Here is a 20,656-nt window from a genome sequence, read left to right as displayed (position 1 = left end):
CTGTTTTCGCAGATGGCCGCTCGCGCTGTTTCGCAGAAAAGGAGCCTCGTATGGCCAGCAAGAGTTCCCCCGCGTCCGCCGCCCCCGGCGCCACGCCATCCAAGCCGCTCCTGGCGGCCGACCGCATCCGCAAGACCGCGCGCGAGATGTTCTACCGCGACGGCATCCGCGCCGTGGGCGTGGACGCCATCGTCAACCAGGCTGGCGTGACGAAACCCAGCCTGTACCGCAGTTTTTCCTCGAAGGACGAATTGGCGGCTGCGTACCTGCGCGATTACGACGCCGAATTCTGGGCGCGCTTTGACGCCGCGTGCGCCGCCCATCCGGGCGATCCGCGCGCCCAATTGCTCGACTACCTGACCGGCATGGCAGGACGTGCGGTGCAGAACGGCTACCGGGGATGCGGGCTGACGAACGCCGCGGTCGAATACCCCGAACCCAATCATCCGGCCCGCGCCGTGGCCGTTGAACATAAACGCGAATTGCGCCGCCGGCTGAACGCCATGGCCGCCGAGATGGGCGCGGAAGATCCCGAAGCCCTGGCCGATGGACTGCTGCTATTGATCGAAGGCGCGTTCGTATCCAGCCAGCTTTTCGGGGCGGGTGGGCCCGCCGGACGGGTGGCTTCGATGGCCGACAAGCTGATTCAGGCGCACCTGCCCGGCCGATCAGCCTAGGCCGTCGCACAAACTCGGTGCGTAACCGCGTGCGGCATGCACCGTTGTGGTGGTGTTTGTACCCATTGCGCAACGCCGAAAAAAATGTTTGTGGTTTTTATTGCAACGCAGCATACGCGGATCTAAGATGGATTCACGTTGTTCCACATCGCGCTTTCTCAAGGAGAGAATCATGAGCGATACCGCGTTGAAAAATGCCCGTATGTCGGATGCGCTGGAGCGGTCCCTGATCCGCGAGGCCATCAAGGCGGAAACCCTGTCCGGTCCCACCGCACGCTCGCGCTGGTTGCGCCTGAAGCTGCGCATGGCTGCACTGGGCGGCGCTGTCGGCGAGGTCCTGCACAATATGGACGCCGGCCGCCGTCAACACCCCGTCGTGTCCGCGTACCACTGAAGCACCTCGCCAAAAAAAACGCCAGCTTTGATCGCTGGCGTTTTTTTTTTGCCTGCCGCTGGCAGGCGGCGCTGGCTCCGTCAGGCCACGATATCCAGCAGCAGATAGGCGTCCAGCACGATGATGCCCACGGTGGCGCCGATGGCGGCCCAGGCCCACGCGCCTTTCAGCACGTAGCGGCCCATCAGGCTCTTGCGGCAGGCCAGCACGACCAGCGGACCCAGGGCGAAGGGCAGGGCAAGGCTCAGGATGACCTGGCTCAGCACCAGCAACCCGTCCGGATCGTTGCCGCCCGTGAACGCCAGCAGGCCGACGGCGGCAGCGCCCGCCACCAAGCGCGACATCAATGCGCGGCGGCGGTCGGACCAGTTGCTGCCGACCTGGAATCCCTTGGACAGGATGCGTCCGGCCAACACGCCCGTGATGGTGGAGCTTTGGCCCGCGGCGTACAGCGCCACGGCAAACACGACCGCCGCCCCGATGCCCAGCGTGTGGCCGATCACCGCATGCGCATCGTCCAGACTGGACACCGTCATGCCGGATCCCGACAGCGAGGCGGCCGCCACGATCATGATGGCCGAATTGATGAGCATGGCCACGCCCAGCGACACGATCGTGTCGTTGCGCGCCACGCGCATCGCCATGCCCAGCGCCTGCGGCGGCAGATCCTGCGCCCGCTGCGCAAGCGAGCCCGAATGCAGATAGAGGTTGTGCGGCATGAGGGTCGCGCCCAGAATCCCCAGCGCGATCAAAAAGCCTTGCGGATCGCGCAGCGCGCGGCCGGTCTCGGTGACGCCCTGCGCCACTTCCGTCCAGGCGGGATTGGCCTTGAACAGCAGGAAGACGAACGACAGCGCGACCACGGACAACAGCAGGGCGATCACGCGTTCATGCCGGTCGGCATTGCCGCGCGTCATGGCCAGCACGGCAAAGGTGCCGATCCCCGTCACCGCGACGCCCGCGATGAGCGGCAGTCCGAACAGCAGCCGCAGCGCAATCGCGCCGCCGATCAGTTCGGCCAACGCGGTCGCGAGAATGGCGGCCTCGCCGGCCAGCCAGGCTGCCTTGGCCAAACGCGGGGAGAGGTGGCGGGCGGTGAGGGTGGCCAGATCCTGGCCGGTGGCAAGCGCCAGGCGCGACACCAGCACCTGAAAGCCCAGCGCCAGAAAGGCCGACGTGATGACGACCATCAGCAGGCCGTAGCCAAAGCCGCTGCCGCCGGCGATGTCGGTTGCCCAGTTGCCCGGATCGATGTAGCCGACGGCGACCAGGATGCCCGACCCGACCATGCGGCGCAGGTTCGCGGAAACCCGCGCGTCCTGCGCCAGGGCGGCATTGCCGCCTGATATTGCGTAGATGAATCCGGTCATGTGCTGCTCCTGAGAATGGTTCTCATTTTTCAGGAGCGCACCTGCACCGTCAAATTGATTTTGGCCACGCCGGGGATAGGGCGGGCCAATGATCCGGCCCCGTCCGGAGCCGGATGATCCTCGCGCCGGTCAGGACTTCAGCTTGGCGTCCATCGAGATCTTGGCGTTCAGCACCTTGGAAACCGGGCAGCCCTTTTCGGCTTTGCGGGCGGCTTCCTCGAACGCTTCAGCGGAAGCGCCGGGAATGACGGCCTCCACGGTCAGATGCACGGCGGTGATGGAAAAGCCGTCATCGACCTTGTCCAGCGTGACTTCGGCCTTGGTGTCCAGGCTTTGCGCGACCATGCCCGCTTCGCCCAGGATGTTGGACAACGCCATGGTGAAGCACCCGGCGTGCGCCGCGCCCAGCAGTTCTTCGGGGTTGGTGCCCGGCGTGTCGCCGAAGCGGGTGTTAAAGCCGTAAGGTTGGCTCTTGAGCGCGCCGCTCTGCGTGGAAATCGTGCCTTTGCCAGTCTTCAGATCGCCCGACCAGGCGGCGGTTGCGGTTTTCTTCATACGTGACTCCTGTGTGGGAACGCAGCCGCGTGCGGCGCGTCCGGGGTGGGGAGAGGCGCCGCCGTGGGGGCGGCGCGCCTTGCCTCAGGCGGCACCGTCGATGATACGGCCCGCCACCCCGCCCATCGCGTAAGACACCGGTACGCAACGGCAAGCCGATGTAACGATGGCCTGGCGGGGCATTCACCTCCAACAAGGGTTGGCCACGTCAATAACCGCCGCTGGCGCATCAGGCAAAATAGCGGCATCTCCTTCACTCCCATCCAAGAGCCGTAGTCATGCCTTGCATCCTTGCCCGCTACGCCTGCGCCGTCGCGCTGGCCGTCCCCGCCCTGTCCGCCCAAGCTGAAATCGTGATCGGCGTGGACGTGTCCACCACGGGCCCCGCCGCCGCCATCGGCATCCAGACCAACAACGCGATCCGCCTGTGGCCCAACACGCTGGGCGGCGAACCCGCGCGTTACGTGGTGCTGGACGACGGCACGGACGTCAGCCGGGCGGTCAAGAACATGCGCAAGCTGACCTCCGAGGACAAGGTGGACGCCATCGTCGGCCCCAACATCACAGCTTCCGCGCTGGCCGCCCTGGACGTGCTGGCCGAAACCAAGACGCCGATGATCGCGCTGGCCGCGTCCAGCGTCATCGTGGAACCGCAGTCGGACCCCAAGCGCACCTGGGCCTTCAAGATGCCGCAGAACGACTCGCTGATGGCCACGGTGCTGGTCGAAGACATGAAGAAGAAAGGCCTGAAGAACGTGGCCTTCATCGGCTTTGCCGATTCGTATGGCGACAGCTGGCTGAAGGAGTTCACGGCCGCGGCCGGGTCCGATCTGAAACTCGTCGCGCAAGAGCGCTTTCAGCGCACCGACGCGTCGGTGGTCGGCCAGGTGCTCAAGGTCATTGCCGCCAAGCCGGACGCAGTGCTGATCGCCGGCTCCGGCACGCCAGCCGCGCTGCCCCAGAAGACGCTGCTCGAACGCGGCTACACCGGCGCCGTCTACCAGACGCACGGCATCGGCACGCTTGAATTCCTGCAGGTCGGCGGCAAGGACGTGGAGGGCACCCTGTTCCCCACCGGCCCGGGTGTGGTGGCACGCGAGTTGCCCGATTCCAACCCGGTCAAGAAGGTGGCGGTGGCCTTTGCGGACAAGTACGAGCAGCAATACGGCCCCAATACGCTGACCCAGTTCGCCGGGGACGCCTATGGTGCCTGGATGCTGCTGGATTCGGCGGTGTCTCGGGCGCTCAAGACGGGCGCCAAGCCTGGCACGCCCGAGTTCCGCCTGGCGCTGCGCGACGCGCTGGAAAACACCCGTGACCTGGTCGTTCCCAATGGCGTCTTGAACATCACCAAGGAAAACCACCAGGGATTCGATGAGCGCGCCCGCGTGATGGGCACGGTCAAGAATGGCCGCTTTTCCTACGCCCAATAAACGGTGCCATATCTATCTACCGTTCGTAACGTGTCCTAACGCGTCATAGGGCATCGAACGTCAAAAGCAGGCTTAGGCCTGCTTTTTCACGTCTATATCATTCGTGTCGAAATCATTTCTTAGCGTATTATTTTTAGTGAAGCCATGTACCTAGAAATAAATTCGGGAGAAAGATTCATGACCCTCATCCAATCCAGACGACTGCTGTTGGCCCTTGGCCTGGGCGTTCTCGCGGCGTGTTCGGACTCGGGCGGCGACAAGACCGCGGCAGCAGGCGATGCGCCCGCCAGCAGCGCCAGCACGCTGGAAGCCGCCAAGTCGGCCGGAAAGATCCGTATCGGCTACGCCAACGAGGCGCCATTTGCCTACATGGACAGCAAAGAGGCCAAGGTCACCGGCGAATCGGTGGAAATCGCCCGCGTGGTGCTCAAGCGCATGGGCATCAACGAGGTGGAAGGGGTCCTGACCGAATTCGGTTCGCTCATCCCGGGTCTTGCGGCCAAGCGCTTCGACATCATTGCGGCGGGCATGTACATCACGCCCGAGCGCTGCCAGCAGGTGGCGTTTTCCAATCCCACCTATGGCGTGGGCGAAGCGTTCCTCGTCAAGGACGGCAATCCCAAGAACCTGCACAGTTACGAAGACGTGGCCAAGAACCCCGACGCCAAGCTTGGCGTGGTGGTGGGCGCCATCGAGGGCGATTACGCGCAGAAGGTCAACATCCCGGCAGGGCAGGTGGTCGTGTTTCCGGATGCGGTCAGCGCGCTGTCCGGTGTGCAGGCCGGCCGCGCCGATGCCTATGCCGCAACCGCGCTCACCATCAACGATCTGATGGGCAAGACGCAGGCGGGCAGCGGGCTGGAAAAGGCCGAGCCGTTCACGGACCCGGTCATCGACGGCAAGGGCGTGCGCGGTTACGGCGCCTATGCCTTCCGCACGGACGACAAGGCCTTCGCGGACGCCTTCAACGCCGAGCTCGCCAAGTTCATCGGCACCGACGAACACAAGAAGCTCGTCGAGCCGTTCGGCTTTACGGCCGACGAACTGCCCCAAGGGGTGACCGCGGACAAGCTCTGCAGCGGACAGTAAGGGGCGCCGATGCAGTTGATGTCTGAACATATCGCGCAGCTTGTGCCGCCCCTGCTCGAGGGGCTGGTCGTCACGCTGCAGATCATGGCGGGCGCCGTGGTCCTGGCGGTGCCGCTTGCGCTGCTGTCGGGGCTGGGCCGCCTGTCCACCCTGCGGCCCGTGCGTTGGGCGGCGTCGATCTACGTTGAGGTCTTTCGCGGCACGTCGGCCCTGGTGCAGCTCTTCTGGTTCTACTTCGTGCTGCCGCTCTTTGGCGTGCAACTGCCGGCCATGCTGGTCGGCATCGTGGTGCTGGCGCTGAATGCGGGCGCGTATGGGGCGGAAGTGGTGCGCGGCGCCATCCGGGCCGTGCCGCCCGGGCAGCGTGAAGCCGGCGTGGCGTTGAACCTCACGCGCCGTCAGATCATGCAGCGCATCGTGCTGCCGCAAGCCGTGCCGGCCATGCTGCCGCCCGCCGGCAACCTGCTGATCGAACTCCTGAAGAACACGGCCCTGGTGTCGCTGATCACCATCACCGACCTGACGTTCCGCGGCCAACTGCTGCGCAGCGAAACCCTGCGCACGACCGAGATCTTCACGCTGATGCTGCTGATGTACTTTGCCGTGGCCCTATTGATCACCGCGGGCGTGCGTCTGCTTGAGCGGAGGGTCCGAGTCCGATGACACCGATATTTGACTGGTCTTTCGCCCTGGAAATCCTGCCCACGCTAGGGTCGGCGCTCGTCATCACGATCCAGGCCACCGTGCTCGGCATGCTGGTGGCGGTGACGTTGGGGCTGGTGCTTGCCATGCTCCGGCGGTCGCGGCTGCGCATCGTGTCGATGCCCACGGCGTTTTTCATCGAGTTCGTGCGCAGCACGCCGCTGCTGGTGCAGATGTACTTCCTGTTCTATGTCTTGCCGCTGACCGGCGCCCAGATGTCGCCGCTCATGACGGGGATCGTGGCGCTCGGCCTGCACTACGCCACCTATTGCGCCGAGGTTTACCGCGCCGGCATTGAAGCCGTGCCACGCGGCCAGTGGGAAGCGGCCACGGCGCTGAACATGTCGCGCTGGCGCACGGCGGTGGGCGTGGTGTTGCCGCAGGCGATCCCGCCGGTGGTGCCCGCGCTGGGCAACTACCTGGTGGCGATGTTCAAGGACACGCCGCTGCTGTCGGCCATCACCGTGGTCGAGCTGCTGCAGCAAAGCAAGATGATCGGATCCGCGACGTTCCGGTACACCGAACCCCTGACCCTGGTGGGCCTGCTGTTCCTGGCGCTGAGCCTGGTCGCGGCCTGGGGCGTGCGCGGCCTGGAGGCCCGCCTGCAACGATATGGAGGAAAACGATGAGCGCCAGCGTGAGCATCAAGAATCTGCACAAGCGTTTTGGAGACGTGGAAGTCCTGCGAGGCATCAACCTCGAGATCCCGGCGGGGCAGACCGTGGCTGTCATCGGCCCGTCGGGTTCGGGCAAGTCCACGTTGCTGCGCGTGCTGATGACGCTGGATCCGCCCACCAGCGGCGACATCGAGATCGATGGCGAGCCGATGTGGACCGATGCGCAGGGCCGGCCTGCCGGCGTCAACTCCGCGCACCTGCGCCAGGTGCGCGGCAAGATCGGCATGGTGTTTCAGCACTTCAACCTGTTCCCGCACATGACGGCGCTGGGCAACGCCATGGAGGCGCCGCTGCACGTGCTGGGCATGCCGCGCGACCAGGCGCGCGATCGCGCCGTCGAGTATCTGGACATGGTGGGTTTGGGCGACAAGCTCGACGTTTATCCCGCGCAGCTATCGGGTGGGCAGAAGCAGCGGGTGGGCATCGCGCGCGCGCTGGCGATGTGCCCGCAGGTGATGCTGTTCGATGAAGTCACGTCCGCGCTCGACCCCGAGCTGGTCGGCGGAATTTTGCAGATCCTGCGCGACCTGTCTGCCCGCCGCAGCATGACGATGATCATCGTCACGCACCAGATGAAGTTCGCCGAACGCAGCTCGGACCGCACGCTGTTCTTCGACCAGGGCAACATCGTCGAGGATGCCGAGTCGTCCGTGCTGTTCAGCCAGCCCAAGGAGGCGCGCACGCGCCAGTTCCTGGATTCGGTGATCGAAGGGCAGTAGGCGATGCGGTAACCCTGCCGGGGGCGTTGGGATTGACGGCGTTTGCCCGGCCGGGCGCTATGCTGTGTCGTCCAACGCACCCGGAGCCTTTCCGCATGAGCCATCTGTTCAGCCCCACGTCAATCGGCAATGTCGCCTTGGCCAACCGCATCGTCATCGCACCCATGTGCGAATATTCCGCCGAAGCGGGCTGCGCCACGGATTGGCACATGATTCACTTGGGGCACCTGGCGCTGTCGGGCGCCGCGCTGCTTTTTACCGAAGCCACCGCGGTCGAGGCCGACGGCCGCATCTCTCCCGGAGACCTGGGCCTGTGGTCCGACGAGACCGAAGCCGCGCTGGGCAAGGTGATTGCCGCCGTGCGCCGTTACTCGCCCATCAAACTGGGCATCCAGCTGGGCCATGCCGGCCGCAAGGCTTCCAGTGACGCGCCTTGGAACGGCGGCCAGCTTGTCCCCGAAAGCGCTGGCGGCTGGCAGGGTTGGGCGCCGTCCGCCGTGCCGCACAACGCACACGAGCCCGCGCCGCATGCGCTGGACGCGGCGGGCCTCGAGCGCATCCGCCATGCGTTCGTCGACAGCGCCCGGCGCGCGCTACGCCTGGGCTTTGACGCCATCGAAGTGCATGCCGCGCATGGCTATCTGCTGCACCAGTTCCTGTCGCCGCTGTCGAATCAGCGCGACGACGCCTACGGCGGATCGCTGGAGAACCGCATGCGCTTTCCGCTGGAAGTCTTCCAGGCCCTGCGCGAGATCGTGCCGCAATCGGTGGCGCTGGGTGTGCGCGTGTCCGCGACCGACTGGGTCGAGGGCGGCTGGGACCTGGAACAGACGTTGACCTTCGCCGAAGCGCTAAAGGCGCGCGGCTGTGAGTTCATCGACGTCTCGAGCGGCGGCGTGTCGCCACAGCAGAAGATCCCGGTCGGGCCGAACTACCAGGTTCCCTTCGCCGAGGAAATCAAGCGCCGGATCGGCATGCCTACGATCACGGTGGGCCTCATCACCGAGGCCCAGCAGGCCGAGGACATCATTGCGCAGGGCCAGGCCGACATGGTCGCGCTGGCGCGCGGCATGCTCTACGACCCGCGCTGGCCGTGGCACGCGGCCGCCCAGCTGGGCGGCCAGGTCAGCGCGCCAAAGCAATACTGGCGGTCGCAGCCGCGCGAGTTGAAGGCGTTGTTCGGCGAGACGCGCTTCGGCCAGCGCTAGCGCCGATAGGGCATTGCGAGCTTCATTTTTTCAATGGCTCGGCTTGCTGGATGGAACAACGATAGCTGATTCCGGCGTAGTAGTCTTTCACTGTTGGCGTCTCAGGAAAGCGGAACGTGGTCATGGCTGAGAACTGAGTGGTTTCGTAATAGATGCCACCCCGCATGACTTTCTCTGTGCCGCTTTCCGGGCCGCGCGGATTGTCGACCGGCGAGTGCTGGTAGTACTGGGGGTCGTACCAGTCGTTCACCCATGATCTGGCATTCTCTCCCATTTCGTAAAGGCCAATCGGGTTCGGGGGGAATGAACCGACGTCGACCAAACGGAAGGTGCCGAACTCCGTGCTGTGCACATTTCGGCCATAGTCCAGGCTGCCGGTGTCGGTGGGATAGACGACATATCGGCCGCCAGAGCGGGCGGCATACTCGTATTGCGCTTCGGTGGGCAGGTCCACGGGCAGGCCGCTCATCTCGCCCAGCCACAGGCAGTAATCTTTGCCGTCCTGCCAATGAGCACGCGCCGGGAAGTCTGGCTTGAACTGCCTTGCTTCGCTAATGCGGTAGGGGGTTGTCAGGCCAAGTTTGCGTTCTTCTTCGGTGAGCTCCATGTCGCCCAGTGGCTTACCATTCATCAGACGATAGCGATCATCCTCGCCAACGGTGGTGTGGTACTTGGCCATGTAGAAGCTGTCGACGCGAACCTTGTGCAAGGGACGGGCATCGGCTTCGGGCACCAGCGGCAACAACGCGTCGAGCTCCTGCCCGCATGGCCATTCGCACATGTTGGTGGGGTCGTATTCGCTCACCCAGCCAAAATCGCCCATCTCGAAGGTGCCGCCTTCGATAAAGACCATGTTGTCGATGGCGGTGACGACCTGCTTGAGCAAGGCCAGGCGCTCTTGGGCAGGATGCTTGGGGTAGCGCTGTTCGATGCGCTTGGCGATGGCGGTGACGTGCGTCGCGGACAGGCTTTGGCTGTCGACTGGTGGGGCGTGACAGGCGCTCAGGGCAAACGCCCCCGCCACGGGCAATAGAAGACGGTGCATCGCGAGCTTCATTTTTTCAATGGCTCGGCTTGCTGGATGGAACAGCGATAGCTGATTCCGGAGTAGTAGTCTTTCATTGTCGGCATCTCAGGAAAGCGGAACGTGGTCATGGCTGAGAACTGAGGGGTTTCGTTGTAGATGCCGCCCCGCATGACTTTCTCTTTGCCGCGTTCCGGGCCTCGCGGATTGTCCACCGGCGAGTGCTGGTAGTACTGGGGGTCGTACCAATCGTTCATCCATGATCTGGCGTTCTCACCCATTTCGTAGAGACCAATCGGGTTCGGGGGGTATGAACCGACGGCAATCAAACGGTGTGTACCGAACTCCCCGCTGTGCACATTTCGGCCATAGTCCAGGCTGCCGGTGTCGGTGGGATAGACGACATATCGGCCGCCAGAGCGGGCGGCATACTCGTACTGCGCTTCGGTGGGCAGGTCCACGGGCAGGCCGCTCATCTCGCCCAGCCACAGGCAGTAATCTTTGCCGTCCTGCCAATGAGCACGCGCCGGGAAGTCCGGCTTGAACTGCCTTGCCTGGCGGACACGGTAGGGCTCGCTCAAGCCACTCGCTCGCTCTTCTTCCGTGAGTTCCGAACGGTACAGGGGCTTGCCGTTCATCAGTCGATAGCGATCATCCTCGCCGATGGTGGTGTGGTACTTGGCCATGTAGAAGCTGTCGAGGCGGACCTTGTGCAAGGGACGGGCATCGGCTTCGGGCACCAGCGGCAACAACGCGTCGATCTCCTGCCCGCATGGCCATTCGCACATGTTGGTGGGGTCGTATTCGCTCACCCAGCCAAAATCGCCCATCTCGAAGGTGCCGCCTTCGATAAAGACCATGTTGTCGATGGCGGTGACGACCTGCTTGAGCAAGGCCAGGCGCTCTTGGGCAGGATGCTTGGGGTAGCGCTGCTCGATGCGCTTGGCGATGGCGGTGACGTGCGTCGCGGACAGGCTCTGGCTGTCGACTGGTGGGGCGTGACAGGCACTCAGGGCAAACGCCCCCGCCACGGGCAATAGAAGACGGCGCATCGCGAGCTTCATTTCTTCAATGGCTCGGCTTGCTGGATGGAACAGCGATAGCTGATTCCGGAGTAGTAGTCTTTCAATGTTGGCGTCTCAGGAAAGCGGAACGTGGTCATGGCTGAGAGCCGAGTGGTATCGTAGTAGATGCCACCTCGCATGACTTTTTCTGTGCCGCTTTCCGGGCCGCGCGGATTGTCGACCGGCGAGTGTTGGTAGTACTGGGGGTCGTACCAGTCGTTCACCCATGATCTGGCGTTCTCTCCCATTTCGTAAAGGCCAATCGGGTTCGGCGGGAATGAACCGACGCCGACCAAACGGAAGGTGCCGAACTCCGTGCTGTGCACGTTTCGGCCATAGTCCAGGCTGCCGGTGTCGGTGGGATAGACGACATAGCGGCCGGCGGAGCGGGCGGCGTATTCGTACTGCGCTTCGGTGGGCAGGTCCACGGGCAGGCCGCTCATCTCGCCCAGCCACAGGCAGTAGTCTTTGCCGTCCTGCCATTGGCTGCGCGTAGGGAGGTCCGGCTTGAACTGCCTTGCCTGACGGACACGGTAGGGCTCGGTCAAACCACTCGCCCTCTCTTCTTCCGTGAGTTCCGAGCGGTACAGTGGCTTACCATTCATCAAACGATACCGGTCATCCTCGTCAACGGTGGTGTGGTATTTGGCCATGTAGAAGCTGTCGAGGCGGACCTTGTGCAAGGGACGGGCATCGGCTTCGGGCACCAGCGGCAACAGCGCGTCGAGCTCCTGCCCGCATGGCCATTCGCACATGTTGGTGGGGTCGTATTCGCTCACCCAGCCGAAATCGCCCATCTCGAAGGTGCCGCCTTCGATAAAGACCATGTTGTCGATGGCGGTGACGACCTGCTTGAGCAAGGCCAGGCGCTCTTGGGCAGGATGTTGGCGGTAGCGCTGTTCGATGCGCTTGGAGATGGCGGCGACGTGAGTCGCGGACAGGCTTTGGCTGTCGACCGGGGGGGCGTGACAGGCGCTCAGGGCGAAGAGCCCTGCCACGGAGAATAAAAGACGGTGCATCGATAAAGCTCCCTAAGTTCAGGCTTTCATGCTTGAGCCACGGCGATGAAGTTCTTCGTTGCGTGCCGTCACCAGCACATTATGTTTGTTATGAGGAAGGACGGGATTCCAGGGCGACATCGCCAACTGGGTGTTGACCGGGGCTTGACCGGGGTAAGCAGCCAGCGCATCAAGGAACCGCGAAAACTCCCTTGTCTGCTGATCATTCAGGAAGCTTCTGATGTGTTTGAGTCCATCCTTGGCCGATTCGCGCGTTCCACTTTCGTTCACGCGCTCCAGCGTCAAGTAGAAGTGCCGCCAGGTCCGCACGGCGCGCAGCAACTTGATGATTGCTCGTTCGCGGTCCTCGCTGTAGGTGAGCACATAGTCGACCCCCAACGTGTAGATTGCCGGCCCCATGACCTCGGGTGGGAGTTCATTGAGTGCAATACTTTGGCCATGAACGTCCAGGGGTTTGCCTTCGAGAATGCGCTTGGCGAGTCCCTGGGCTGCGCCGATACGATTGTTGCGTTCATCCCACCATTCTTCGATCGACCGTAACCCTCCCTTGAGTATCGATTCGATGGTGGCGCCGGGGGTGCTCAACGTCTTCATCACGACTTGAGCGAACAACGTAAAGGCTTTGTTATCAATGCTCAGAAGGTGCCGATAATCGATGCTGCTCAGGTTGCGGTAGACCACCATGATGAGGTTGCCGATGTGTTCCAGGTTGACCATGGTCGCGAAGCCGCCGGCTGCGCCGGGCCCGAGCACCACCTGCGCCCTGACGTGGAAATACAGCCGAAGGCCGGTCATTTCGATTTTGAAGTCCAGCTCCGCGCCTGCGCCGAAGGCCACGTTGCCTTCGCCCTTTACCTCAAGCAACGCCTGCCAGGTGGCGTCGGGGTGATGCTGGTTTTCGGGGGGCATCCATTCAAATGCACCTATCAATGAACCGCCCGCTTGTGCGCCGGCGAAGGCGCTTCCCTGCAGTCTGACCGCACCGCCGCGGCTGCTGAGCTCAGGCGATGTCAGCAGGGCGCTGCCACCCGCGGGGCTGCTTTTCCACTTGACGCCCGCGGTTGCGGACCCCGAGGCCACTGCCCCGACAAAGCAGCTCAGCTCCAGCGCGCCCTTGATGCGGAAGGCGCCGAAGCGGTGGTAAATCATTTGACGGTCGGCATTGCGATACGCAAAGAAGCAATCGTATCCGCCTTGGCTGGGAAGGTATCGCTCCAGGCTGATCTTGCCCTCGGCAAGCGAAAAGCTTGCCTGCGCCTTCACGCCAACGGAGATCTCCCCATTCTTGGGGTCAAAGCCCGTGAACCCCACACTGGCCTGCGCGGCAAATCGCAGCAAATGCGCTTCTGCGTTGGCGGCGTAAGGGGCGCTGTCGTGCCTGTTTGAGCTCAAGTTGATCGCTTCCAAGTGCAACGCATTGAGCGCGCAGTCGTCCTTGGCAGTCCATGTCACAAGCTTGGCTTCCAGGTTGCCAAGCGGTTTGGCGCTGTCTTCGTTCAGCCCGCGGGCCACCCGTTCGCGGATTCGGGTGATCAGCTGCTTGCCGCGAATCCGCAGGTCGTCGTCGTTTAGCGGGGATTTTGCATTAAGCACGCTGACATCCACGCGGAAGTGTTCGCGAAGCACGGCGAGGTAGCGCTGCGGGATGTAATAGTGCTTGTCGGGACGGCTGACGACGATGATTTCGACAATGCCGTTTCTGTCGGCGGCGACGGTGACTTGACGTTGCCGCTGCTCTCGGCCACCTTCCGAAACCGATGGCATGGTGGCGCTGGCGGTGGTTTCGGTGTCTTTGGCGGCGGCAGGCAGTTGTTTTTCGAGGTCGGCGATGATGCCATCGATGGCTGTCGGCATGTGCTGACCAATCTTGCAGGTGAGTTCCCGGTTCCACCAATTGCACATATCGTCAAATTCTTTGCGCTGTTCGCGCAGCTGAGACAGGCGCCCTCGGATGTCTTCGGCGGATTCGATTCTTTCCAGCTCGGCTGTTGGCGTGATGTCGTCGAGTGCCATCAAGCCCGCGGCTTCGGCTTGCCTGGCCCAACGCAGCTTGCGGCAGCCCTGGCAGGGACAGGTGTCTACGCTTGCCTTTCCGCTGGAGGCGGCGCAAGGAGTCGGCTTGACGGCGTCGGCGGTTATTTCCCGGAACCGCTTCATGAGCGCATCGACCGTTTCGATTTGCTTGCGAAGCGCAGCCTGCTGTTTTTCCGTCAGCACGTAGTAGATGTTGCCTTCGCCCGTGATGTGGACGATGTCGGCCATGGGTTCCGAACACCGCGGTGCGCATTCGGCCTTGCTGTCGAGATCGCTGTCGGCATGTTTGGGGGGAGGGAGCGTCGCGGCGCTTGTCATGAGGCCTTTCCTTCTTCAAAGAGGTCTTCCAGCAAGGAGAGGCGCTCCGACTGCAGGCGGGTAGCGTCGCGCAGCAGGGACTCGACGTGCGGATGGCGACGATGGAAGTCCTGGCCATGGACCAAGGCAAGGCGAAACCAGCGTTCCAGCCTTGCGAGCTGCGTGATGCCATAACAGGCGGCATCCGTCAGTGTCCGGTAGCTCCATCGATGATCCGCATCACTGTCTCCGCGCGGAAAGCATTGCTCGTAGTCCAGCGTCAGCGCGGCGGCGGTATCCCAACGGCGTTCATCATCCAGGCGGGCCAACAGCGCCTTGTCGAAGACGGGACGTGTCCATTCTTCCTCGGCATCGAGTGGGTCAGACGCCCAATGGTTCCAGCGCCCCATGTCGTGCCACGACAACGCCTGCCACGGACCGGCCAGGGCTTGGCGTTGTACCGGCGTCAGCACCGTCAGCAAGGCGCGAGTCCAGCGCGGGTCAAACCAGCGCAGCTGCATGGGCCTTTCACCTTCTCCCGTGACGCTGAGCCATGTTCGGCAGTGATTGCAGAGTTGCTCCCAGGTTGCGCCGTCCTTGGGGAACAAGGTGATGCCCATCGGTTCGTGTTCCATGCGGCTGAGGATGTCGCCGATGACACGGCTGCCGCGCCATGTCTGGACCAGATGTGGTCCCACGTTGCTCAAAGGTTGAAGCGGGGTGCCCAGAAAGAGCGGCTCGACCGCCCACCCCTCGGCATCGCGTTCCGCATAAAGGGATGCGAGCAAGTTGTCGTCAATTGCGGCATCCAGAAGCACACAATGGCGATCCAGGTCCGGCGGCAACGGAATTTCCGCCTGCTGGATCAACCCGGGTAACCGGTCAGTGGCGTAGGTGAATTTTGCAGCGTCCATCAGCATCGAACTCGCAGGTTGGGGAAACAAGCAGTGCGCCTTCCTGCGCCGCGCGCAGGTACTCGTGCGGTGCTAGCGTCAAGGGTTCGGAGTCCCATGAAGTCAGCGGACGCGGCGCGGCGCCTAAGCGGATGGGCACGCTGCTGTGGATTCCGCTTGGGTCCAGGCGAATTGCCTGCCCCCCGGCCTGAAGGGTGAGACTGATGCCGCCATCAAGGACGAGTTCGTCGCCCGCGTTAAGTTGCATGCGTCTGCCGGCACGGATGAGATAACTGCCGCCTATGCTCGTGGTTTGGTCCCCCCCGACATGCAGGACGTCGTCGGCTTGAGCATTTACCGTGCGTTTCCCCTCCACCAATAGCGTCGAGGTTGCCTGCACCTGGGTCGTGTCGGTGCCGGCGACGCTCAGGGCGCGGTTGCCGGCGATATGGATGGTCTCGTCGTTTCCGACGCGCTCCACGCGGTCATGCCCGATGAAGGTGGTTTCGTCGTTGTTGACGTGGTTGTTCTGATCCTTCTGGGCATGGAAGTAGATTTCTTCCAGCCCGGCCTCGTCCTCGAAGCGCATCTCGTTAAAGCCCTGGCCCTTGTGGGTCTGGCTTTTGATCGTCATCCGGGTCTTGTGCCGGGGCAGCTCGTAGGGCGGTGGCTGCGTGGCCATGTAGGTGCGGCCAACGATGATGGGTTGGTCGGGATCGCCATTCATGAAGTTGACCAACACCTCCTGTCCGATGCGCGGGATGGCCATGTGCCCCCATGCCGCGCCAGCCCAGTTCTGCACCGCACGTACCCAGCAGGAGCTTTGGCCGTCAAAGTTGCCCAGGCGGTCCCAGGGGAATTGAATCTTCACCCGGCCCCATTCATCACAGTAAATCTCTTCGCCGGGCGGGCCGACGACGGTGGCCGGCTGACTGCCGTCAATGCGCGGTTTGGGTAGCGGCTCGGCGCGCCATTCGGTGCAGTCGGTGACCAGTTCGGCAGCATAGCTGTAGCGGGTGCCCTGCTCGGAATCGGCGCCGTCCTCGGCTTGGCTGGTGTGCTGGATGCCATGGTGCTGGATGCGCACCGGGCGCCAGGCGCTGTTCCACTCATCTCGGGGGTGGCCTGTGAGCTCGAAGGAGATGCCGGGTAGCAGCCGTGGGTCGTCGCCTTCGACCCGGGCAATGCGCGCGTCGCGGCGGTGGCCGCGCAAGCGGTTCTCGGTGAAGGGTTTGCCAGCCTCGTTTCTCTTGTAGCGGCCGGGGTAATCGTAGCGCTCGTAAGGCCGACGGGCGTCCTGCGCAAGGTTACGGCCGCGCAGGCTGTGTTGCTGGTCGTAGCCGGGGTTGGTGAACACGTAGTCGCGCTGGGTTTGTTGCGCGGTGCGCACGTTCTCGACGTAGCGAAAGCGGCGCAGCGCTGGGGCGGCCGCGTCGCCGCCGGCGTTGGGGTTGTACAGCACCGGGGCGTCGCCGATGCTGCCCTGGACGGCCAGCCGGTCGCTGTGAATCAGCCGGTGGCCATCGGCGTTATGCAGGAAGGTGTAGTAGAAACCTTCCTCGCGTGCAATGCGCTCCAGGAATTGGTAGTCGGTGTCGCCAGCCTGCACGCAGTACTCGCGGGGCAGGTGCTGATTGGTGACGATCAAGCCATGGTTGAGAATGCCATGGCGCTTGAGCGCACCCTCGATGATCTCCGGGACGCTCTGGGTTTGGAAGACGCGCCAATCCGAGGACAGTTTGAGCCGTGCCAGTTCGGGCTCGATGACGGCACGGTAGCGGGTGCGGCGGAAACCAGTCTCGCCCTGTTCCAGCGCGCTGACCAGGCCGTGGACGTGGCGCACCGGCTGTTCGCCGTGCCACAGTGTGAACAGCGCGGGCCGGTCCAGCACTTGGCCGAAGTCGACCGCGGGATCGGAGCTGGCCAGGTCCAGTTCAAGGCGGAAGGTCTCGGACAGCGCTTCGTCCAGGGTAAATTCGATGACGTCGAATTCCATCCCGTCGACCACGCGGAAGGTGAAGCGCAAGTCACTCTGGTGGGCCATCCTTGTCTTCCATGGGAGTCAATCAAGTGTCAAACGTCACTTGTATTGCCAGGGACCATGCAAGGAAATCAGAGGATATCTAAACTGCGCTCAAATACGGGGGCTTTGGATTCGGCCGTGCCTGGAGCTCCCGGCCTCCCATGTGGAGGTCGGAGGCTGACATCGGTTCGTTTTTTTATTCCCACACCGAGGCAGGCCAGGCGCAACGCTGCCCCAAGGTTCGAAGTAATGTGGAAGTGCCGAGTGCGAGGGGGCCATGTACGGCACTAGGCGCCTACTATTCTTCGGCGCAGGAAGGCGGCATTTGGCTAAAGCTTGGCCGCGGGGTCTTAAGAGGGCAGCAGCGGCTTACAGCCGCGCGTAGGCCGCTTCCAGTTCGCGATGCAGGATCTCGGCAAAGTCCGCGCTGGCCGGATCCTGCTGCGACAGCAGGCGCGCGAGCACGACGTTATCTTCCTCGCCGTTCCAGATCTTGATGTAGGTGCCTTCCTTGTAGCCGTGCCGCTGGCGGAAGATGTTCAGCACGTTCTTGGACACGTACTGCGTGTAGGCGTCGTTCCAGGTCATGTCGCACGCGGTCATGGTCTGCTCCAGGACCTTGAAGCTGGCGCGGCCGCATACCGCCAAGCCGCCGATCAGCTCGAGCAACTCCGGCACGTTCAGGGCGGCGAGGTCATGGGACTTGCCGTCCAGCGTGACGGTGGCGGGCGAGGCCAGGTCAGCGACCAGCGCGCGCGCGGCGGCCTCGACGTCGCCCGCCGATTGAACGATCGTGTGCGACAGGTAAAAGTGCAGGATGTCGACCAGTTCCATCTGGACCTGGGGCAGGTCGATGGTTTGCTTCTTCCACCACTTCCAGCCGTAGTGTTCCAGCGCTTCGGCCGACTCGACGAAGGCGGCGCGCAGGAAGCGGGCGCCGCCATTGACCCAGTCCGGATTGATCATGCTGTTCAGGTGGCCTTGCAGCTTCAGCATCGTGGCCGCCTGGGCCTGGTTCAATCCGACTACGTTGTTCACTTTCACTCCGGGGATGGGGCTGATTCAATGGCCGGAAATGTTAGCACCAACGCCCGCCGGCCACGCGCCGGCGCGTCAGGCGCCGTCCTTGCGATACGAGGAAGGCGTCAGGGGCGGCAACTTGTTCAGGGGCGTCTTGCGGGGATTGCGGGCGCCTCGGGCTGCCTTGAACAGCATGAAGGCAAAGAACGCCAGGAATAGGGCGGGCATCAGCTCATCCAGTTCGAACTGGGGGCTGTGCAGCGCACGGAAGGCGATGTTGGCGGCGGCCCAGCCCGCCATGATGCCGGCCACGGTCAATACGACGCCGAGCTTGCGCCGTCCCGCCTGACGGGCAAGCGTGACGTTGGCTTCGTCGGGCTGGCCCGGCATGGTTGCCAGAGGCGCCTGTGATGCGGAGCGCGACTGTGGGGTGGATGACGCCGTGTTGCCCCACGGCGCTTCCGACAGCGAGCCCGAAGTGGGAGAGGGCGGCGCCGCAACCGGGATGGGCACTGTCACCGGGGACGTCTGCCTGCGGGCGTCGCGACGGCTTGCGATGCGGCCGGGCGAGGTGCCGCCGGCGCTGGTCAACTCTTCGATATAGCGCGCGAAATCGCCGTTCTTGGGCTCGGCATCGATGGCCATGACGCTCTCCGGATCAATTGCCTCGCCGCACGCGCACCGGTTGGCGGCGCTTGCGCACCATGGCGAGGAGAAGCCCGCATCCTAGCAAAACCGACAGCCCCGCGCCGATCATCATGGCGATCTGTTGGGCGTTTTCTGCTGTGCCCAGGCTGCGCGCGGTGATGTAGCCGGGCGCCAGCATCAGCGGCATCCAGAGCACGGCCGACAGCACGTTGGCCATCTGGAAGCGGCTGTGCGCCATGCCCATCACGCCCGCCACGGTGGGAATCGTGGAGCGGATGGGACCCAGGAACCGGCCGATCAGCACGGACGCAAAGCCGTACCGGTAGAAGAACAGCCGCGCCCGGGCCACGCCGGTGCGCTGCTGCTTGAGCGGCCAGCGCCGCAGCACGCTCGGGCCCGCCCAGCGCCCCAAGTAGTACGACAGCGCGTCGCCCACGATGGCGCCCGCGATGCCCCAGGCGATCACGCCCCAGGGCGCGAGCGTGCCGGAGCCGATGAGGCCGCCCGTGAGCAGCAGCAGCGCGGTGGCGGGAATGAACAGCCCCAGGAGCACCATGGACTCGCCCATCGTGAGGAGGAATGTGATCGGTCCGGCCCACGCCTGGTTGGCCTCGATGAACTGGCCGATCTGAGTGATGTATTCATCCATGAATGCAAAGTTGAAAATTAGCTGAACGCAATCGGGTATGTTAACGCCTGCAGGGCCAGCCGTATCGCGGGTAGGCCTTTTGGTGGAACGCTCGACGATGGAGAAACATGGATTCAGTTACACAAGCGGTGCTGGGCGCCGGCATCCAGGGCGCCATGCTGGGGCGCGTGCAGGGCAGACGCGCCCTTGTCTATGGCGGGGCGCTGGCCACCCTGCCGGATCTGGACGTCCTGATGCGCTATCCCGATCCGGTGTCGCTCATGACGTATCACCGGGGCTTTTCGCATTCCGTGTTCGTGCTGACGGGCCTTGCGATGTTGCTGGCGTGGCTGATACGCAAGTTCTGGCCCAATGCGCCCTATAGCGGGCGGCGGCTCTTTCTGACGATATGGCTGGTGCTGATCACGCATCCCATCCTGGATGCCTTCACGGTATACGGCACCCAATTGTTCTGGCCGCTGGCGCTGACGCCGGAGAGCTGGTCGTCCGTCTTCATCATTGATCCGGTGTACACCGTGCCGCTGCTCATAGGCGTCGTGTTTGCGGTCATCGCCGGCATGACCCGCATCGCTCGGCGCGTGCTGGTGGGGGCGCTGGTGTTCAGCACCGCTTATCTGGGCTTCGGGCTGGCAGGCAGGATGGCGGCCGAGCAGCGCGTGCACGAGGTGATGCAGGCGCAGGGCATTGCAGTCACACAGGTGCGGGCCATCCCCATGCCGTTCAACACGCTGGTGTGGCGGGTGATCGCCAAAAGTGGCGATGGCAGCTATTACGAATCGGTCAGCAGCATCTTTGATCGCCATCCGCCGGAATGGGTGCGGCTGCCGCTCAACCTGGAGGCGGGCCGCGTCCTGGCCGGTGTGCCGCTGCATGAACGCTTGCGCTGGTTCACGGACGACTGGCTACGCTACGACGTCATCGACGATGCGCTGGTGGTGTCGGATCTGCGCATGGGCATGGCAGGGCATTACACGTTCCGCTTCAAGATGGCCGAGCGTGCGCCGGACGGCGCATGGAACGTCATCACACCGTCGGTCTGGCCCACCAACCGCGGCGGCTGGGATGAAATGAAGCTGGTACTCGGCCGCATCCTGGATGCGCACCCGCCCTTGCCGTTGGCGCAATGGTCCGAGCTGGCCACGAAATAAGACCCGCCGGATA

Annotated in this window: 20 protein-coding genes; 9 read left to right on the top strand and 11 right to left on the bottom strand. The window is 63.7% G+C overall.

Features of this window, described 5'->3' with window-relative positions:
- Positions 1 to 50 precede the first annotated feature (50 nt).
- On the top strand, positions 51 to 677 hold the full coding sequence (locus tag QEP15_RS15410) for a TetR/AcrR family transcriptional regulator (protein WP_152384795.1): 627 nt from the start codon (positions 51 to 53) through the stop codon (positions 675 to 677).
- Positions 678 to 849: 172 nt separating this feature from the next.
- Positions 850 to 1,071, top strand: a complete 222-nt coding sequence (locus QEP15_RS15405; protein ID WP_056324328.1) for a hypothetical protein — start codon at positions 850 to 852, stop codon at positions 1,069 to 1,071.
- Between the two features lie 80 nt (positions 1,072 to 1,151).
- Here QEP15_RS15405 and QEP15_RS15400 read toward each other — a convergent pair whose 3' ends face one another.
- Positions 1,152 to 2,441 (bottom strand): Nramp family divalent metal transporter, encoded by a 1,290-nt coding sequence (locus tag QEP15_RS15400; RefSeq protein ID WP_280147667.1) that lies wholly within the window; start codon positions 2,439 to 2,441, stop codon positions 1,152 to 1,154.
- Positions 2,442 to 2,570: 129 nt separating this feature from the next.
- Positions 2,571 to 2,996 (bottom strand): OsmC family protein, encoded by a 426-nt coding sequence (locus QEP15_RS15395; RefSeq protein ID WP_062840687.1) that lies wholly within the window; start codon positions 2,994 to 2,996, stop codon positions 2,571 to 2,573.
- Positions 2,997 to 3,274: 278 nt separating this feature from the next.
- Between QEP15_RS15395 and QEP15_RS15390 the strand changes: the two genes are divergently transcribed.
- The 6 genes from QEP15_RS15390 (at position 3,275) to QEP15_RS15365 (ending at position 8,824) form a co-directional block, all read left to right on the top strand.
- On the top strand, positions 3,275 to 4,429 hold the full coding sequence (locus QEP15_RS15390; protein ID WP_280147666.1) for an ABC transporter substrate-binding protein: 1,155 nt from the start codon (positions 3,275 to 3,277) through the stop codon (positions 4,427 to 4,429).
- Positions 4,430 to 4,606: 177 nt separating this feature from the next.
- On the top strand, positions 4,607 to 5,518 hold the full coding sequence (gene ehuB, locus QEP15_RS15385; protein WP_081101021.1) for an ectoine/hydroxyectoine ABC transporter substrate-binding protein EhuB: 912 nt from the start codon (positions 4,607 to 4,609) through the stop codon (positions 5,516 to 5,518).
- 9 nt (positions 5,519 to 5,527) lie between these two features.
- On the top strand, positions 5,528 to 6,181 hold the full coding sequence (gene ehuC / locus QEP15_RS15380; protein ID WP_180098443.1) for an ectoine/hydroxyectoine ABC transporter permease subunit EhuC: 654 nt from the start codon (positions 5,528 to 5,530) through the stop codon (positions 6,179 to 6,181).
- Entirely contained in the window at positions 6,178 to 6,849 is a 672-nt protein-coding gene (ehuD, locus tag QEP15_RS15375) for an ectoine/hydroxyectoine ABC transporter permease subunit EhuD (protein WP_056324341.1), read from the top strand. Before ehuC ends, ehuD begins: the two co-directional genes overlap by 4 nt.
- The gene (gene ehuA / locus QEP15_RS15370) at positions 6,846 to 7,616 is read left to right on the top strand and encodes an ectoine/hydroxyectoine ABC transporter ATP-binding protein EhuA (RefSeq protein WP_180098444.1); all 771 of its coding nucleotides are present in this window, start codon (positions 6,846 to 6,848) and stop codon (positions 7,614 to 7,616) included. The genes ehuD and ehuA overlap by 4 nt, the downstream gene beginning before the upstream one ends.
- Before the next feature lie 95 nt (positions 7,617 to 7,711).
- Positions 7,712 to 8,824, top strand: a complete 1,113-nt coding sequence (locus tag QEP15_RS15365) for an NADH:flavin oxidoreductase/NADH oxidase (protein ID WP_280147665.1) — start codon at positions 7,712 to 7,714, stop codon at positions 8,822 to 8,824.
- A gap of 22 nt (positions 8,825 to 8,846) precedes the next feature.
- On the opposite strand, the gene QEP15_RS15360 is transcribed toward QEP15_RS15365, so the two are convergent.
- The 9 genes from QEP15_RS15360 to QEP15_RS15320 form a co-directional block, all read right to left on the bottom strand.
- The gene (locus QEP15_RS15360) at positions 8,847 to 9,881 is read right to left on the bottom strand and encodes a formylglycine-generating enzyme family protein (protein WP_280147664.1); all 1,035 of its coding nucleotides are present in this window, start codon (positions 9,879 to 9,881) and stop codon (positions 8,847 to 8,849) included.
- Positions 9,878 to 10,912, bottom strand: coding sequence for a formylglycine-generating enzyme family protein (locus QEP15_RS15355; protein ID WP_152384788.1), 1,035 nt, complete (start codon positions 10,910 to 10,912; stop codon positions 9,878 to 9,880). Before QEP15_RS15355 ends, QEP15_RS15360 begins: the two co-directional genes overlap by 4 nt.
- On the bottom strand, positions 10,909 to 11,931 hold the full coding sequence (locus QEP15_RS15350; RefSeq protein ID WP_152384787.1) for a formylglycine-generating enzyme family protein: 1,023 nt from the start codon (positions 11,929 to 11,931) through the stop codon (positions 10,909 to 10,911). The genes QEP15_RS15355 and QEP15_RS15350 overlap by 4 nt, the downstream gene beginning before the upstream one ends.
- 18 nt (positions 11,932 to 11,949) lie before the next feature.
- On the bottom strand, positions 11,950 to 14,193 hold the full coding sequence (locus QEP15_RS15345) for a hypothetical protein (RefSeq protein WP_280147663.1): 2,244 nt from the start codon (positions 14,191 to 14,193) through the stop codon (positions 11,950 to 11,952).
- Positions 14,194 to 14,279: 86 nt separating this feature from the next.
- Positions 14,280 to 15,182: a DUF4123 domain-containing protein gene (locus QEP15_RS15340; protein ID WP_152384785.1), complete on the bottom strand. Its 903-nt coding sequence runs from the start codon at positions 15,180 to 15,182 to the stop codon at positions 14,280 to 14,282.
- Complete coding sequence (locus QEP15_RS15335) at positions 15,145 to 17,199, bottom strand: type VI secretion system Vgr family protein (RefSeq protein WP_152384784.1); 2,055 nt, start codon at positions 17,197 to 17,199, stop codon at positions 15,145 to 15,147. The genes QEP15_RS15340 and QEP15_RS15335 overlap by 38 nt, the downstream gene beginning before the upstream one ends.
- Positions 17,200 to 17,547: 348 nt before the next feature.
- Complete coding sequence (locus tag QEP15_RS15330) at positions 17,548 to 18,174, bottom strand: dUTPase (protein ID WP_280148914.1); 627 nt, start codon at positions 18,172 to 18,174, stop codon at positions 17,548 to 17,550.
- A gap of 117 nt (positions 18,175 to 18,291) precedes the next feature.
- On the bottom strand, positions 18,292 to 18,843 hold the full coding sequence (locus tag QEP15_RS15325; protein ID WP_152384783.1) for a hypothetical protein: 552 nt from the start codon (positions 18,841 to 18,843) through the stop codon (positions 18,292 to 18,294).
- A 13-nt stretch (positions 18,844 to 18,856) separates the two neighbouring features.
- Positions 18,857 to 19,495, bottom strand: coding sequence for a DedA family protein (locus QEP15_RS15320; RefSeq protein ID WP_062840698.1), 639 nt, complete (start codon positions 19,493 to 19,495; stop codon positions 18,857 to 18,859).
- A 107-nt stretch (positions 19,496 to 19,602) separates the two neighbouring features.
- Here QEP15_RS15320 and QEP15_RS15315 point away from each other — a divergent pair, with 107 nt between their 5' ends.
- A complete protein-coding gene (locus tag QEP15_RS15315) occupies positions 19,603 to 20,643 on the top strand; it encodes a metal-dependent hydrolase (RefSeq protein ID WP_152384782.1) in 1,041 nt (346 codons plus the stop codon).
- Positions 20,644 to 20,656 lie beyond the last annotated feature (13 nt).

This window comes from Achromobacter mucicolens, from assembly GCF_029866465.1.
Taxonomy (GTDB): Bacteria; Pseudomonadota; Gammaproteobacteria; order Burkholderiales; family Burkholderiaceae_B; genus Achromobacter; species Achromobacter mucicolens.
Note: the sequence above shows the minus strand (reverse complement) of the source record. Positions and strands in the feature narration are given on the sequence as shown.

What these genes read in the sequence shown, in the direction of transcription:
- QEP15_RS15410 (WP_152384795.1), top strand. Translation starts at nt 51, where the DNA reads ATGGCCAGCAAGAGTTCCCCCGCGTCCGCCGCCCCCGGCGCCACGCCA.
- QEP15_RS15405 (WP_056324328.1), top strand. Translation starts at nt 850, where the DNA reads ATGAGCGATACCGCGTTGAAAAATGCCCGTATGTCGGATGCGCTGGAG.
- QEP15_RS15400 (WP_280147667.1), bottom strand. Translation starts at nt 2,441, where the DNA reads ATGACCGGATTCATCTACGCAATATCAGGCGGCAATGCCGCCCTGGCG.
- QEP15_RS15395 (WP_062840687.1), bottom strand. Translation starts at nt 2,996, where the DNA reads ATGAAGAAAACCGCAACCGCCGCCTGGTCGGGCGATCTGAAGACTGGC.
- QEP15_RS15390 (WP_280147666.1), top strand. Translation starts at nt 3,275, where the DNA reads ATGCCTTGCATCCTTGCCCGCTACGCCTGCGCCGTCGCGCTGGCCGTC.
- ehuB (WP_081101021.1), top strand. Translation starts at nt 4,607, where the DNA reads ATGACCCTCATCCAATCCAGACGACTGCTGTTGGCCCTTGGCCTGGGC.
- ehuC (WP_180098443.1), top strand. Translation starts at nt 5,528, where the DNA reads ATGCAGTTGATGTCTGAACATATCGCGCAGCTTGTGCCGCCCCTGCTC.
- ehuD (WP_056324341.1), top strand. Translation starts at nt 6,178, where the DNA reads ATGACACCGATATTTGACTGGTCTTTCGCCCTGGAAATCCTGCCCACG.
- ehuA (WP_180098444.1), top strand. Translation starts at nt 6,846, where the DNA reads ATGAGCGCCAGCGTGAGCATCAAGAATCTGCACAAGCGTTTTGGAGAC.
- QEP15_RS15365 (WP_280147665.1), top strand. Translation starts at nt 7,712, where the DNA reads ATGAGCCATCTGTTCAGCCCCACGTCAATCGGCAATGTCGCCTTGGCC.
- QEP15_RS15360 (WP_280147664.1), bottom strand. Translation starts at nt 9,881, where the DNA reads ATGAAGCTCGCGATGCACCGTCTTCTATTGCCCGTGGCGGGGGCGTTT.
- QEP15_RS15355 (WP_152384788.1), bottom strand. Translation starts at nt 10,912, where the DNA reads ATGAAGCTCGCGATGCGCCGTCTTCTATTGCCCGTGGCGGGGGCGTTT.
- QEP15_RS15350 (WP_152384787.1), bottom strand. Translation starts at nt 11,931, where the DNA reads ATGCACCGTCTTTTATTCTCCGTGGCAGGGCTCTTCGCCCTGAGCGCC.
- QEP15_RS15345 (WP_280147663.1), bottom strand. Translation starts at nt 14,193, where the DNA reads ATGGCCGACATCGTCCACATCACGGGCGAAGGCAACATCTACTACGTG.
- QEP15_RS15340 (WP_152384785.1), bottom strand. Translation starts at nt 15,182, where the DNA reads ATGCTGATGGACGCTGCAAAATTCACCTACGCCACTGACCGGTTACCC.
- QEP15_RS15335 (WP_152384784.1), bottom strand. Translation starts at nt 17,199, where the DNA reads ATGGCCCACCAGAGTGACTTGCGCTTCACCTTCCGCGTGGTCGACGGG.
- QEP15_RS15330 (WP_280148914.1), bottom strand. Translation starts at nt 18,174, where the DNA reads ATGCTGAAGCTGCAAGGCCACCTGAACAGCATGATCAATCCGGACTGG.
- QEP15_RS15325 (WP_152384783.1), bottom strand. Translation starts at nt 18,843, where the DNA reads ATGGCCATCGATGCCGAGCCCAAGAACGGCGATTTCGCGCGCTATATC.
- QEP15_RS15320 (WP_062840698.1), bottom strand. Translation starts at nt 19,495, where the DNA reads ATGGATGAATACATCACTCAGATCGGCCAGTTCATCGAGGCCAACCAG.
- QEP15_RS15315 (WP_152384782.1), top strand. Translation starts at nt 19,603, where the DNA reads ATGGATTCAGTTACACAAGCGGTGCTGGGCGCCGGCATCCAGGGCGCC.